This window comes from Rheinheimera sp. MMS21-TC3, assembly GCF_032229285.1.
In the GTDB taxonomy this organism is placed as follows: Bacteria; Pseudomonadota; Gammaproteobacteria; order Enterobacterales; family Alteromonadaceae; genus Alishewanella.
The window spans coordinates 3,044,913-3,058,736 of record NZ_CP135084.1 but is presented as its reverse complement, the minus strand read 5'-3'; the positions used below and the strand labels follow the sequence as shown (position 1 = coordinate 3,058,736).

The following is a 13,824-nucleotide window of genomic DNA, read 5'->3' as shown; positions in this document are numbered from 1 at the left end:
TTAATTAATAATTTCAGGAGTTAGTCTTCATCAAAGCCGTTGTTAATTAAATTAACTACGGCGTCTAAGGCTTGTTGGGCGTCTGTGCCTTCGGTGGCAACTTGTAGGGTTTTGCCTTTACTGCTGGCTAGCATGAGTAAGGCTAATACACTGTTGGCGTCGGCGGTTTGCTTGTCTTGGATTAACTCTATTTTGGCGCTGAATTGCTGGCATAGCTGAGCGAGTTTAGTGGCGGCTCTGGCGTGTAGGCCTAGTTGGTTGACTATAGTGACAGTTTGTTTGCAGCGCATAAATTAATATTGGCGTTGGTGATGACGCACTAATTCACGGTGGCGTAGCTGTACGTCGTCGCGTTGGTTGCGAAAGCTTTCTGCTAAGCATTCTGCTATATATACCGAGCGGTGTTGACCGCCAGTGCAGCCTATGGCGATGGTAAGGTAGCTGCGATTGTTGCGCTCTAGTTGTGGTAACCAGCTACTAATAAAGCTATTTATTTGCCAAATATATTTAGCGACTACGGGCTGGGCGGCAAAGAACTCTTTTACCGGTTGGTCTAATCCGGTTAGTGGTTTTAAGTCTGGGTTCCAGTGTGGGTTGGGTAAGAACCTGGCGTCAAACACATAGTCGGCATCTTTGGGTATGCCGTATTTAAAGCCAAAAGATTCAAATAATATAACTAAGCGCCCAGTTTTTTGGCCGAGTATACGTTCCCGTAATTGCTCTGCTAGCTGGTGCACATTTAGCTCTGTGGTATCAATATATAAGTCTGCACTGCTAGCGACGGGGTCAAGTAGTTGCTGCTCACGCAGAATGGCTTCGTCTAACGACATAGCCTTGTGTGATAAAGGGTGCATACGGCGCGTTTCACTAAAGCGGCGAATTAAAGTGCTGTGATCGGCGTCTAAATATAAAATATGTAGTTCTACCTTGTGTGGTAGATAGGAGAGAATTTCTGTTAAATCATCAGGATCTTCTGGCAAGTTGCGCACATCAATACTGACAGCAACCCGTTCATATTGGCCCATGACAGCTGTGGCTAAAGTAGGCAGTAAATTAACAGGGATGTTATCTACGCAGTAATAACCTAGATCTTCCATTACTCGTAACGCAACAGATTTGCCTGAACCAGAGCGACCACTTACCACTAACAGTTTCATCATTCTGCATTCGCCTCACAATAATCTATTAGTAATTGATATAATTGTTGATTAGTTTCTGCATTACGAATTTGTTTGGTTAGCTCTTTCTGGCTTAGCAATTTAGCTAGGCTAGATAAAGTGCTTAAATGGGTTTGGCATTGATCTTCTGGGATTAAAATACCACAGAAAATATCGACAGGTTGGTTGTCAACGGCATCAAAAGCAATAGGCTCTTTGCTAACAACAAAGACTAATATTGGCTTAACCACGCTGCTTAATTTACCGTGGGGGATAGCAATACCACCACCTATACCTGTAGAACCTAATTTTTCTCGCGCCATTAAGGCTTCTAAAATACTGTATTCAGTTATCTCAGGTAATTGCTGTTGTGCTAGCTCGGCAATATATTCCAAAATACGCTTTTTACTATTAAAAAGAACTGCACTTCTAGTGCAGTTCTCCGTAAGCATGGTGGTTAAATTGATCATATTTTAATTAGTGTCGAATTAACTTTTCTTTGTGTTTAATGACTTGTCGATCAAGCTTGTCGATAAGCTGATCAATGGCTGCATACATGTTTTCATCATCTGAGATAGCGAATACTTCTGCGCCGCTTAAATTAACTTTAGCTTCAGCAATTTGCTTTAGTTTTTCTACAGTGAGAACCACATTTATATTGGTGATGTGCTCAAAGTGTCGAGCTAATTTTGCGAACTTAGTGTCTACATATTCCTTTAATGCGGGTGTGATTTCAACATGACGACCAGTTAGATTGATTTGCATAGACATATTCCTTTTTTTGGCTTACTTACATCAAGGTTTTGCGCTGGTTTGACGGTGGAATAAATAATGACTCACGATACTTGGCTATAGTGCGCCTTGCAACGTTTATCCCTTGTTCTAAAAGAATTTCGGCCATTTTGCTATCGCTTAATGGTTTGGCCGGGTTTTCCGCCGCCACTAATTTTTTAATAAAAGCCCGAATTGCAGTAGAAGAACACTCACCGCCACTTTCGGTGCTTACATGGCTAGAGAAAAAGAACTTAAGTTCAAATATTCCTCTAGGTGTATGCATGTATTTTTGGGTTGTAACGCGTGAAATGGTTGACTCATGCATACCGACCATTTCTGCAACATCATTTAATACCATTGGTTTCATGGCTTCTTCGCCATGTTCAAAAAATGCTTGTTGTTGTTGTACTATACAGTTAGACACTTTTAATAAGGTTTCGTTTCTACTTTCTAAACTTTTTATAAACCATTTTGCTTCTTGTAAATGTGAACGTATAAATTGACTATCGGCACTGCTTTTTACTGTTCTAGACATGGCAGCGTACTGCTGATTAACTCTAATTTTAGGCATGGCGTCAACATTTAACTCGACTTGCCAGCGGCCTTTTACTTTTTTGACGCTAACATCAGGGATGACGTATTCTTGTTCTTGTTTTATCACATCGGCGCCTGGCCGTGGGTTTAAACTTTGAATAAGTTGCATCACCTGTTTTAGTTCGTCTTCTTTGAGTTTAGTCACTCGCATCAAAGAACGGAAGTCCCTATTAGCTAATAAGTCACTATGTTCTAATAATAAAGACTGGGCTTCGGCTAAAAATGGCGTATCAGCTGAAAATTGACGCAATTGCACCAGCAAACATTCTTGCACCGTGCGAGCGCCTACGCCAATAGGGTCAAATAGCTGGATCCGTTTAATCACAGCTTCTACTTCATCGGCCTCTATGCCTGGAATAGCAAGCGATTGTAAAATATCGTCACAGCTGATGGTGAGTAAGCCGCTGTCATCGATAGCTTCAATAATTACTTCAGCTATAGCTAAGTCTATTTCAGAAAAAGGCGTTAAATACATTTGCCAACGTAGGTAATCTTGTAAGCTTTCGCTAGTTTCACCTTGGTAAGCGGTATCATCATCACTACCACTACTGCCAGAGCTAACGGGAGTGGCGCTAACTAAGTTGTCCCAGTCGTTGTCTAAGGGTAAGTCTTCTTTAATATTTTGATCTGCTAAGGCTTCGCTGGCATCTGTTTCAGAGCTGTCAACTTTAGTGTCGTTGCTTATTGAGTTGTCATCTGATTTTTGGCTGTGTTGCTGTAAAGACTCATCCGCTGAGGGTGTTGCATCGTCATCTGCTTCTAATAAAGGATTCGCATCCAAAGCTTCTTGGATCTCTTGCTGTAACTCAATAGTGGATAGCTGCAATAAGCGAATAGCCTGTTGCAGCTGAGGGGTCATGGTCAGCTGTTGTCCTAAGCGAAGTTGCAAAGATGGCTTCATTTACTTCTACTAATCTCCTGAAACACAAGTGATATTGGTATTGGCTAGCTTTAACTAACTATACCTGAATTGCCTTAAAACTATAGCCTGAATTGCTCACCCAAGTATACATCTCGTACTTTTTGGTCAGCTAGCACTTGTTGTGGTGGCCCAGAGGCAATCAGTTCACCATGACTAACTATGTAGGCTATTTCACAGACGTCTAGTGTTTCGCGTACGTTATGATCGGTAATTAAGACACCTATACCACGTTGGCCTAAATGTTGAATAATTTTTTTGATATCTAAAACTGAAATAGGGTCAACGCCAGCAAAAGGCTCATCTAATAAAATAAAAGCAGGCTCGGCTGCTAAAGCGCGAGCAATTTCTACTCGTCGCCGCTCACCACCCGATAAGCTCATACCTAAATTATGTTTGATATGGCCAATATGAAATTCTTCTAATAGCTCATCTGCTATTTCTTCACGCTTAGCGCGGCTTAAAGATTTGCGCGTTTGTAAAATAGCCATTAAATTATCATACACGCTAAGCTTTCTAAAAATAGAGCTTTCTTGAGGTAAATAACCTATGCCTTTTCTGGCTCTGGCATGAATAGGCTCAAAAGTCATATCTTCATTATTAAGGGTTATGCTGCCTTTATCTGAGGGGACTAAGCCTACTATCATATAAAAAGTTGTCGTTTTTCCGGCACCATTGGGGCCGAGTAAGCCAACTATTTGGCCGGCATTGACCTCTAGGCTGACATCTTTTACTACTTGTCGGCCTTTATAGCTTTTGGCCAGATGTGCTGCGACTAACTTCATGGGTTATCTTTTTCCTCTGGCGTAAAAATAGTTGTTACGCGCTTGGTCTTATTACTATCGGCATTCAATTGCTGTTTTTCAACGTTATAACGAATAGTTGATGCTTGAACTACGCTACCACTCTGTGCCAGCTCGGCGTCGCCACTAAGAGTTAGGATGCGTGTTGATGGTTCATAGCGCATGCTTTTAGCTTCAGCAGTAACGAGTTTGCCATCTTCCATTCGTTGTGAATATTTTACTGGTTGGCCAGTAGCAAGATAGACTTCATTACCTTTACCAGCACTGGCATCAATCTCTAATAGATCAGCAGTCATTTTCATTGAGCCTTGAGTAATAATGACATTGTTGCGGTATGTCAAAACATCTTCTTTGATCGAAGATAAGTTATCGGCGTCAATTTGAATTTGTTGCTTGTAATCTGGAACAGCGGCAATAGAGCTAAATGTTATTAACAATATAGCTGTGGCTGTAATATAGTTAGCTTTCATTTTGGTATACCGTTTTATTATGTTGTAATAAGTGTAAGGTTTTGTTGGTTAAGTCTGCCTGAATGCCTACACCTTCAATAATAAAACCTTTACCTATTACACGCACTGGTTGATTATTTTGTAAACGGTTGTCAGGGAATAGCATTTCTAGTGTATCTGTTTCTATGCGTTCTATCAGTTCATTCTGCAATAAGCTTTCAATAATAACCTTATGTTCTAGAATTATTCTATCTTCAGGGTACCAAGTTGCTGTTTGGCTATGTGCCGTCCAACTAGGCTGATGCTGGTTGTTATATAAGGTATAAATAGGCTGCTCAAAATGGGTAAAACCTAGCTGGTCAAAATGTTCTAAACGTACTGCTGTTACAGAGTCAGTTTTGTAGCCTTGATCGTTATATAAGGTTCGGCTGATTTCACTGGCAATATAATCGGGTTGTAATTTTTGATCAGCAGACACTAGGGCTGTGTTGTTGTCAGGTTTAAACCATAAATAACTGGCGGTTAAAACCAGAGCTAAAACTAATAATACCAATAGCTTTCTCATGTGCTGCTACCATCAAAGAGCATAAATTTATTTTGACTAATTAATAATAAATCGCATAATTCGCGGACAGCGCCAAAACCGCCATTTAAGCTAGTGTTATAGTGAGCATTTACTCGCAAATAAGGGTGAGCATCAGCTACTGCTACGGCTAAACCGCAATACTGCATGACTTGCCAGTCAGCTAAGTCATCGCCTATGTAGGCAATTTGGTTGGGACTAAGTTGCAGCTGTGATTGAATATCAGTAAAAGCGGCGATTTTATTTTCTTGGCCTTGGTAAATATAGGGGACGGTTAAGGATGTCATTCTTTGTTGGACTATTGTTGAAGTTCGCCCAGTAATAATGGCGACCTCAATACCTGCATTACGTAAAGCTTTAATGCCATAGCCATCGCGGGTATGAAAAGCTTTTAATTCTTCACCATTATTGCCAAGATAAATACGGCCATCAGAAAACACACCATCAACATCGCAAATTAATAGTTTTATATTAGCAGCCCGAGCAATAACGTTATCGCTTATATCTTGATATAGCTGAGAAAATAGCGACATTTATAGCACCCCAGCACGTAATAAATCGTGCATATTCATGGCTCCCACAGGGATGTTAGTGCTATTGACAACAATTAAACCATTAATTTTTTTCTGCTGTAATACTTGTAAAGCTTCTGCGGCTAACATTTGGCTATTAGCCGTAATGCAATGCCTAGTCATAACATCGCTAATTAATGAACTATGGATATCTAAGCGTTGATCTAAAATACGCCTTAAATCGCCATCAGTAAAAATACCGGCTAATACACCTTCTTGGTCGACTATAGCTGTCATTCCTAAGCCTTTTTTCGAAATCTCTAATAAGGCATCTTTAATAGTGGCATTAATACTAACTATAGGTACCTTATCGTCTTTATGCATCACATCGTCTAAACGCAGTAATAGTTTGCGGCCTAGGCTGCCACCAGGGTGTGATAAGGCAAAATCATCTGCTGAAAAGCCGCGGGCATCTAGTAATGTCATAGCAAGGGCATCACCCATAACTAAGGTTGCCGTTGTGCTGGAAGTAGGAGCTAAACCTAACGGGCAGGCTTCTTGGTCAACTTTTACACATAAGTGGGCATCAGCAAATTTAGCTAAAGTAGAGTCAGGATTGCCAGTGATAGCGATAAGTTTAATGCCGCGCCGCTTGATAACCGGCACTATAGTTAACATTTCTGCTGTTTCACCAGAATTAGAAATTGCAATAACCACATCTTCCGCAGATAGCATGCCCAAGTCACCATGGCTGGCTTCGCCTGGATGGATAGAAAAAGCGGGAGTACCTGTAGAGGCCAGTGTGGCTGCTATTTTATTAGCGATATGCCCAGATTTACCCATACCCGATACTATGGTTTTACCTTTACTATTAATAATAAGTTCACAGGCATAATTGAATTCATCATCGATATATTGGGCTAGTTGCTCTACAGCACTGGCTTCAATGGCAATAACTTCTTTGGCGCGAATACGAAAATCGGTGCTCATGGTTCTCTCTTTAAGCAAAGGATGAAAATAAAAAATATTGATAAGCAATAAATGCAGTTAATAAAAATAGACCTTCAAATTTACTTAGTCGTGGTTGCCGACTGTGTCGTAGCGACATAAGCAGCAAGATAATAGTTGCAGCTATCATAATATAACTGTCCTGGTTACTCGCTTGTGGATCTATAACGCCTGGAGCAATAATGGCACTTATACCTAGCACGGCCAATATGTTAATAATGTTTGAGCCAATAATATTACCTAGGGCTAAATCCACTTCACCTTTTATTATACCAACAATACTAGTTGCTAACTCTGGCAAACTAGTGCCTAAAGCAACGATAGATAAGCCTATAACTAAGTCACTAACGCCTATATAGCGTGCTATATATACAGAGCCGTGAACCAATAACTGTGAAGCAGCAAGTAATAGCAGCATACCTAGCACAAACCAAAAAATGGCTTGACCTAAGGAAATAGGTGGACTTTCTTCGTTATTGATATCCTGCATTAGCGGATCATCAACTGCTATGGTGCGAGCGCAATACACCATAAATATTATAAAGCTGAAAAAAGCGGCTATTAATATTAAGCCTTCAATTCGACTAAGAAAGTGATCAGATAAAAAGAAGTAAGCCAATAACGTTGCTGCAACTAATAAAGGGTATTCACGTTTAATGGTTAGTGAGGTGACACGGATAGGTTTTAATAAAGCGGCTAGGCCAATAATTAATAAAATATTGATAATATTTGAGCCAAGGGCATTGCCAACTGCTGTGCTTAAATGGCCTTTATAGGCTGCAATAGAAGAAACTAGAATTTCTGGCATAGAGGTGCCTAGTGCTACTATAGTCAAGCCGATAAGCATAGGTGATATGCCTGTGTAGCGGGCGACTGTCGAAGCACCAAAAATTAAGCGGTCAGCGCTCCATACCAGAAGCACTAAACCAACAAACACCACAATAATCGCGATAAGCAAAGGTGACAATTGTTAATTCCTCGGCAGTGATAGCATAGTTAACATATTTTCCAGCTTATCAGGTTGAAAAGCAAAAAAAAGCTGTTAATTAGCTAAATGTTAGCATCTCTTCACAGTTTGTAACGATTTTTATTAACGACTTTAGCTTAGAACCAGCTTACAATGATAATAGCTAAGCTCAGGGTACAGGCTAATTGCAAACATACAAGGTTGTATGTATATTGCGAGCAATATCTTTAAGTGTAGTTTTAAGGTAAGCCAACCTAATTTTTATGCGGTATTAATACTGCTCGTTATGCGGAGCAAAAAGTTTGTCGGATAGGATAATAGATATTCAAAATATGCATTTTAGTCGAGGTGATAGGGTAATATTTCGCGACTTAAATATGCAGTTTCCCCGCGGCAAAGTTATCGCTGTTATGGGCCCTAGCGGTATTGGTAAAACAACTTTGTTGCGTTTAATCGGTGGCCAACTTAAGCCTAGCCAAGGCCACATTATGTTTGATGGCCAAGATATTCCTGCGCTTTCTCGCTCTGAGCTATACCAAGCCCGAAAAAAAATGAGCATGCTGTTTCAAAGCGGTGCCTTGTTTAGTGATATGTCGGTTTTTGATAACATTGCCTTTCCTATTCGGGAGCACACTAAACTCAGCGAATCTTTAATCCGTTTAATAGTACTAATGAAACTAGAGGCGGTAGGTTTAAGGGGCGCAAGAGATTTAATGCCTGCAGAGTTGTCTGGCGGTATGGCACGCCGAGCTGCTTTAGCCCGAGCTATAGCTTTAGATCCTAAATTAATTTTGTATGACGAGCCCTTTGCTGGGCAAGATCCCATTTCAATGGGAGTAATAGTGCGGTTAATTAAGTCGCTTAATAATGCTTTAGGTTTAACTTCGGTTGTAGTAACCCATGACGTGCATGAAGTGATGGGCATAGCTGACTATGTGTATATCATCGCAGAAAAGTCAGTGGTTGGTCATGGTACTCCTGCTGAGTTACTGAAGCATCCCTCAGCGCTAGTTCAGCAATTCTTAAAAGGTGAAGCTGATGGCCCTGTACCCTTCCATTTTAATGCTGCGCCTTACGAGGATGAATTAATGGAGTTGGCTAAGTGATTGTAAATAAAGTTCAACAACTAGGGCATTCAGCATTAGCCACTGTGCAAGGCTTTGGTAAAGCAGGCACTATGCTGTTTTCTGCCTTAGTAGGCAAGCCCGATATACGACGTAATTTCCCATTATTAATGCGTCAGTTGTATGTAGTGGGAGTATTGTCGTTAATTATAATAGTTGTTTCAGGGCTGTTTATAGGTATGGTGCTGGCTCTGCAGGGCTATACCGTTTTGGTTAAATTTGGTGCTGAGCAAATGCTTGGGCCTTTAGTTGCACTTAGCTTACTACGTGAGCTAGGGCCTGTAGTGACAGCCTTGTTATTCGCTGGCCGAGCAGGTAGTGCGCTAACGGCAGAAATAGGCTTAATGAAAGCAACGGAACAGTTATCAAGCTTGGAGATGATGGCTGTTGATCCGCTTAGGCGTATTATTGCCCCACGTTTTTGGGCCGGTGTTATTAGCATGCCGCTATTAGCATTAATTTTTAATGCGGTTGGTATCTTAGGGGGCCATTTAGTCGGCGTAGATTGGTTAGGTGTAGATGGTGGTGGCTATTGGTCAGCCATGCAAGCAAACGTCGACTTATATCAAGATATTTTAAATGGCGTCATTAAAAGTTTTGTATTTGCAATTATTGTAGTTTGGATTGCCTTACATAAAGGTTATGACGCTGTACCCACTTCTGAGGGTATTAGCCGAGCCACAACTGAAACGGTCGTAACAGCATCTTTAACTGTGCTGGCTTTCGATTTTATTTTAACTGCAATTATGTTTGGTGGATAAAATGACCACGCGGAAAATTGAATTATTGGTAGGTAGCTTTATAGTTTTAGCTATAGCAGCATTTTTTATGTTGGCACTTAATGTTGCTAACAGCGGGGTAGGCGGTGGCAATGATACCTACTTATTACACGCCAGATTTGATAATATAGGTGGCTTAAAAGTTCGCTCGCCAGTAAAAGTAGGTGGTGTTGTGGTGGGGCGGGTAACTGCGATCAATTTAGACACTAACCGTTATACACCTGTAGTTACTTTGGCTATTAATAGTAACTACAGTAACTTTCCGGAAACGAGCTCGTTAGCAATACTGACATCAGGTTTATTAGGTGAGCAATATCTTGGTTTGCAGCCTGGTTTTATTGATGAAACTGTTGAAATATTAGCTGATGGTGACTATATCGAAGATACTAAGTCGGCAATAGTGCTTGAAGAGTTAATCGGTCAATTTTTATTTAATCGTGGAAGCTAATTATGAAATTTAAAACCCTTTTATTAGGTATGCTTATTAGCGTTTGTAGCTTAGCTTTACCTGTTTTGGCAGAGGTGGAAACCTATACCGACCCCTTCAAAATGATTGAAGTTGTTGCCGATAGAACTTTCACTCGTATCGCTAAAGATCAGAAAAAAATTGAAGATAACCCTGACTATTTAAGAGTCGTAGTTAATGAGGAGTTAATTCCTTATATAGATAGCCGTTATGCTGCGTTAAGAGTTATTGGTAATGCTGCCGATTTACGCAATACGCCAAGAGAGGATTTAGTTGCTTTTGTTGATGCTTTTCAAGAGTATATGATAGCAACTTATGCGGGGGTCTTTACCCAGTATCGCGATCAAAAAGTGATGATAGAACCAGCATCTGATATAGGTAATCGTAAAATTATTAGTGTAAAAACTAGAGTGATTGACCCTGGTAAGCCAGATATTAATATTGAATTTAAATTACGCCAGAGTAAAGGCAGCGATAATTGGTTAGTCTTTGATATGGTGGCAGAAGGTATTTCGTTGTTAGATAGTAAGCGAGCTGAATTAAGTAATATTATTCGCCAGCAAGGCTTAAAAAATGTGACTAGCCTCTTATTAGAAAAAGCGAAAACACCGATTAGTAATACTAAAGACCAAGCTGAAAAGGCTGAGCAGAAGTGACACTTAAGATTACAGCTGTAGCTAATAGCATTCAGTTTGAAGGCGTCTTAAATCGTGATACGTTAATACTGTATTCACCCTTTAAGTTGTTAAATACGTTAACTGGTACTATACAATTCGATTTTGCTGCATTGACAGCTATAGATACTGCAGGTTTGGCTTGGCTGTTACAACAGCTAGCGCAGGCTCGAGATACTAGCTTGAAAATTGAATTATGTAATGTCCCGCAGCAGCTGTTATCATTAGCTGATGTGAGTGCAGTAAGAGCATTATTGCCAATTGTTGAGTAAGGTTAAACTTTGGATATTAAGCAATTAGAACAATTATTATTAGAACAACTGGCGCTAACAGAAGTCTATGTTAAGGCGGAAGGTGCCAACTATAATGTAATAGCTGTAGGTGACTGTTTTGCTGATATTAGTCGGGTAAAACAACAGCAAATGGTTTATGGCCCTTTAATGGACGCAATAGCTGATGGCACTATTCATGCTGTTAGCATCAAGACCTTTACGCCGACACAATGGCGTAGAGAAAAACTTCTTAATCCGCCAGCGTAGTATTATATGCAACAATTCTTAGTAACAGGTGGCCAACCTTTACAAGGTAATGTGACCATCTCAGGGGCAAAAAATGCAGCCCTACCAATTTTATTTGCCAGTTTATTATCGGCATCTACCAGCACTATTCGTAATGTGCCTAAATTAAAAGATATTGAAACCACTATTAAGCTTTTACAGTTATTTGGTGCAGAAGTTAGTTTTGTTGACAACGTAGTAACAGTAGATGCTGCTGGTGTTAATAATCAATATGCTCCGTACGAACTGGTTAAAACTATGCGGGCGTCAATATTAGCGCTAGGCCCTTTATTAAGCCGCTTTGGCAAAGCTGAAGTGTCGCTTCCTGGTGGCTGTGCTATTGGTGCTAGGCCGGTCAATTTACATATTGATGGTTTACGTAAGATGGGTGCCGATATAGTAGTAGAAAATGGCTATATCAAAGCAACGTCTAGTCGTTTAAAAGGTGCCAATATCATTATGGATATGGTCAGCGTGACTGGCACAGAAAACTTAATGATGGCTGCAGTGCTTGCTGACGGTATTACTACTATTGATAATGCCGCCCGCGAACCTGAAGTAGTCGATTTAGCCGTGTATTTAAACAGTATGGGCGCTAAAATTACTGGCGCTGGTACTGATACCATAACAATTGAAGGCATTGAGTCTTTGCATGCGGCTGAACATAGCGTCTTACCTGATCGCATTGAAACAGGCACCTTTTTGGTGGCTGCTGCTGTAACCGGAGGCGATGTAACTTGTCGTAATGCTGATGCGTCGGAACTTGAGGTAGTATTAGATAAGTTACGCAAAGCAGGTGTAGAAATTAGCACAGGCCCAGATTGGATCCGCGCTAATATGACCGGCAGACAGCTTAAAGCTGTTGATGTGAAAACAGTACCACATCCTGGGTTTCCTACCGATATGCAAGCTCAGTTTACGGTACTCAACGTTGTGGCTCATGGCGTTGGCATGGTTACAGAGACCATATTTGAAAATCGCTTTATGCATGTTCCTGAGTTACAACGCATGGGTGCTAAAATTCGTTTAGAAGGTAATACTGCCGTTTGTGAGCACAGTGATAAACTTTTAGCTGCACAAGTAATGGCCACAGATCTGCGGGCCTCTGCTAGTTTAGTTATTGCTGGCTTAGTGGCTGATGGCACTACTATTGTCGATAGAATTTATCATATAGACCGTGGTTATGAACAAATTGAGTTTAAGCTAAAGAACTTAGGGGCACAAATAGAGCGAGTAGATGCACCTCAATAGTGCTGAGATAACCGATTAACCTCGTTAAACAATAACGGCTTGCCATTGGCAAGCCGTTATTGTTTAAGCCGCTACATATACTATATAACCTCGCGAGTGACCGCAGTGATTGTTAATCGTTGTGAGTTACGCTCTATAGTAAGTTGAACTTTAGTGTTGGGCGGTGTTTCTGCAATAAGGTTTAATGCTGCTTGCACATTTTCAAAGCGCTGGCCATCCATTTCCAAAATTATATCATCGACTTGAATACCTGCTTCTGCTGCTGGGCCATTAACGCTAACGGCTGTGATCCTAATACCATAGAGTAATTGTCCCGATGAGGTTAAACGTTCACCAGAAGCATTAAGCACTGCATCGCCGGCTAAACCTAAATAACTCCGAGTGACGCGGCCATGCTTGATAATTTTTTGCATAACATTTAATGCAAGCTTATAAGGCACAGCTAAAAAGATACCTTGCACATCTTGGTTCTCTAATTGATAAGCTGCGGCATTGATACCAACTAAGGTGCCATTGGTATTCACTAGCGCACCACCTGAGTTACCACGGTTTATCGCCGCATCCATGCGCATAAAGTCACGGTAACTACCTTGTGAGCTTAAGCCTGTATTGCCATTAGCACTGATAATACCTTGGGTAATGGTTTGACCAAGATTTAATGGATTACCAATGGCTAATACTACATCGCCAACTTGTGGTTTAAGTTCAGGATCTTGTGGTATAGCAGGTAAATTATCAGCTTGAACATAAAGTACAGCTAAATCTGTCATTTTATCTTGGCCAATTAATACTGCTTCTAACCAGCGGCCATCTTGTAAAGCGACCTCAATATGGTCAGCACCATAAACCACATGATAATTTGTTAAGATATAACCCTTAGCACTCATTAAAACACCAGAGCCAAGCTCTTGGCGTTCAATAGTACGCGGTCGTAGAGCACGAGGATCCACTAAAGTACTACGGGTGTAAACATTGACTACAGCAGGGGCTGCGCGTCTGACAGCATGATTATAACTGATAGGGGCTGGCAGTTTGTCATTGGCGGAAGAGTGTAATCTTGGTAGGCTTAAATGGTTAAATGCAGGCAGTGCCCATAGCAAAACAAAGGCTAAAGCCAAACCATAAGCGATACTTTTTAGCAGAAATAATAAAAATTTGCGCACAGTTGCTCAAAATAGTACATGAATATAATGCGCTAAGCATAACA

General features: G+C 40.7%; 19 protein-coding genes. 7 read left to right on the top strand and 12 right to left on the bottom strand.

Annotated elements, in window-relative coordinates; translation table 11 throughout:
- Positions 1–20: 20 nt before the first annotated feature.
- From RDV63_RS14860 to RDV63_RS14810, 11 genes are all read right to left on the bottom strand, one after another.
- Positions 21–290, bottom strand: a complete 270-nt coding sequence (locus RDV63_RS14860) for an HPr family phosphocarrier protein (RefSeq protein WP_313910286.1) — start codon at positions 288–290, stop codon at positions 21–23.
- 3 nt (positions 291–293) lie between these two features.
- A complete protein-coding gene (gene rapZ, locus RDV63_RS14855) occupies positions 294–1,157 on the bottom strand; it encodes an RNase adapter RapZ (protein WP_313910426.1) in 864 nt (287 codons plus the stop codon).
- Positions 1,157–1,609 (bottom strand): PTS IIA-like nitrogen regulatory protein PtsN, encoded by a 453-nt coding sequence (ptsN, locus tag RDV63_RS14850; protein WP_409934868.1) that lies wholly within the window; start codon positions 1,607–1,609, stop codon positions 1,157–1,159. The genes rapZ and ptsN overlap by 1 nt, the downstream gene beginning before the upstream one ends.
- Positions 1,610–1,634: 25 nt before the next feature.
- Complete coding sequence (gene hpf, locus RDV63_RS14845; protein ID WP_313910284.1) at positions 1,635–1,922, bottom strand: ribosome hibernation-promoting factor, HPF/YfiA family; 288 nt, start codon at positions 1,920–1,922, stop codon at positions 1,635–1,637.
- 25 nt (positions 1,923–1,947) lie between these two features.
- On the bottom strand, positions 1,948–3,426 hold the full coding sequence (locus tag RDV63_RS14840; protein ID WP_313910283.1) for an RNA polymerase factor sigma-54: 1,479 nt from the start codon (positions 3,424–3,426) through the stop codon (positions 1,948–1,950).
- Between the two features lie 80 nt (positions 3,427–3,506).
- A complete protein-coding gene (gene lptB / locus RDV63_RS14835; protein ID WP_313910282.1) occupies positions 3,507–4,229 on the bottom strand; it encodes an LPS export ABC transporter ATP-binding protein in 723 nt (240 codons plus the stop codon).
- Entirely contained in the window at positions 4,226–4,717 is a 492-nt protein-coding gene (gene lptA, locus RDV63_RS14830; RefSeq protein WP_313910281.1) for a lipopolysaccharide transport periplasmic protein LptA, read from the bottom strand. Before lptA ends, lptB begins: the two co-directional genes overlap by 4 nt.
- Positions 4,707–5,261 (bottom strand): LPS export ABC transporter periplasmic protein LptC, encoded by a 555-nt coding sequence (gene lptC / locus RDV63_RS14825; protein ID WP_313910280.1) that lies wholly within the window; start codon positions 5,259–5,261, stop codon positions 4,707–4,709. Before lptC ends, lptA begins: the two co-directional genes overlap by 11 nt.
- Positions 5,258–5,812, bottom strand: a complete 555-nt coding sequence (kdsC, locus tag RDV63_RS14820; protein ID WP_313910279.1) for a 3-deoxy-manno-octulosonate-8-phosphatase KdsC — start codon at positions 5,810–5,812, stop codon at positions 5,258–5,260. The genes lptC and kdsC overlap by 4 nt, the downstream gene beginning before the upstream one ends.
- Complete coding sequence (locus RDV63_RS14815) at positions 5,813–6,781, bottom strand: KpsF/GutQ family sugar-phosphate isomerase (protein ID WP_313910278.1); 969 nt, start codon at positions 6,779–6,781, stop codon at positions 5,813–5,815.
- Positions 6,782–6,791: 10 nt separating this feature from the next.
- Complete coding sequence (locus RDV63_RS14810) at positions 6,792–7,766, bottom strand: calcium/sodium antiporter (RefSeq protein WP_313910277.1); 975 nt, start codon at positions 7,764–7,766, stop codon at positions 6,792–6,794.
- A gap of 332 nt (positions 7,767–8,098) precedes the next feature.
- Here RDV63_RS14810 and RDV63_RS14805 point away from each other — a divergent pair, with 332 nt between their 5' ends.
- From RDV63_RS14805 to murA, 7 genes are read left to right on the top strand one after another with little or no spacing between them, the layout of a single operon-like run.
- Entirely contained in the window at positions 8,099–8,872 is a 774-nt protein-coding gene (locus RDV63_RS14805) for an ATP-binding cassette domain-containing protein (RefSeq protein ID WP_313910425.1), read from the top strand.
- Positions 8,869–9,651, top strand: a complete 783-nt coding sequence (gene mlaE, locus RDV63_RS14800) for a lipid asymmetry maintenance ABC transporter permease subunit MlaE (RefSeq protein WP_313910276.1) — start codon at positions 8,869–8,871, stop codon at positions 9,649–9,651. The genes RDV63_RS14805 and mlaE overlap by 4 nt, the downstream gene beginning before the upstream one ends.
- 1 nt (position 9,652) lies before the next feature.
- Entirely contained in the window at positions 9,653–10,117 is a 465-nt protein-coding gene (gene mlaD, locus RDV63_RS14795) for an outer membrane lipid asymmetry maintenance protein MlaD (protein ID WP_313910275.1), read from the top strand.
- A gap of 2 nt (positions 10,118–10,119) precedes the next feature.
- A complete protein-coding gene (locus RDV63_RS14790; protein WP_313910274.1) occupies positions 10,120–10,791 on the top strand; it encodes a phospholipid-binding protein MlaC in 672 nt (223 codons plus the stop codon).
- The gene (locus tag RDV63_RS14785) at positions 10,788–11,081 is read left to right on the top strand and encodes an STAS domain-containing protein (RefSeq protein ID WP_313910273.1); all 294 of its coding nucleotides are present in this window, start codon (positions 10,788–10,790) and stop codon (positions 11,079–11,081) included. The genes RDV63_RS14790 and RDV63_RS14785 overlap by 4 nt, the downstream gene beginning before the upstream one ends.
- Positions 11,082–11,090: 9 nt before the next feature.
- Complete coding sequence (locus RDV63_RS14780) at positions 11,091–11,348, top strand: BolA family protein (RefSeq protein WP_313910272.1); 258 nt, start codon at positions 11,091–11,093, stop codon at positions 11,346–11,348.
- A gap of 6 nt (positions 11,349–11,354) precedes the next feature.
- The gene (gene murA, locus RDV63_RS14775) at positions 11,355–12,617 is read left to right on the top strand and encodes a UDP-N-acetylglucosamine 1-carboxyvinyltransferase (RefSeq protein WP_313910271.1); all 1,263 of its coding nucleotides are present in this window, start codon (positions 11,355–11,357) and stop codon (positions 12,615–12,617) included.
- Between the two features lie 80 nt (positions 12,618–12,697).
- On the opposite strand, the gene RDV63_RS14770 is transcribed toward murA, so the two are convergent.
- On the bottom strand, positions 12,698–13,780 hold the full coding sequence (locus tag RDV63_RS14770) for a trypsin-like peptidase domain-containing protein (RefSeq protein ID WP_313910270.1): 1,083 nt from the start codon (positions 13,778–13,780) through the stop codon (positions 12,698–12,700).
- Positions 13,781–13,824: the final 44 nt, after the last annotated feature.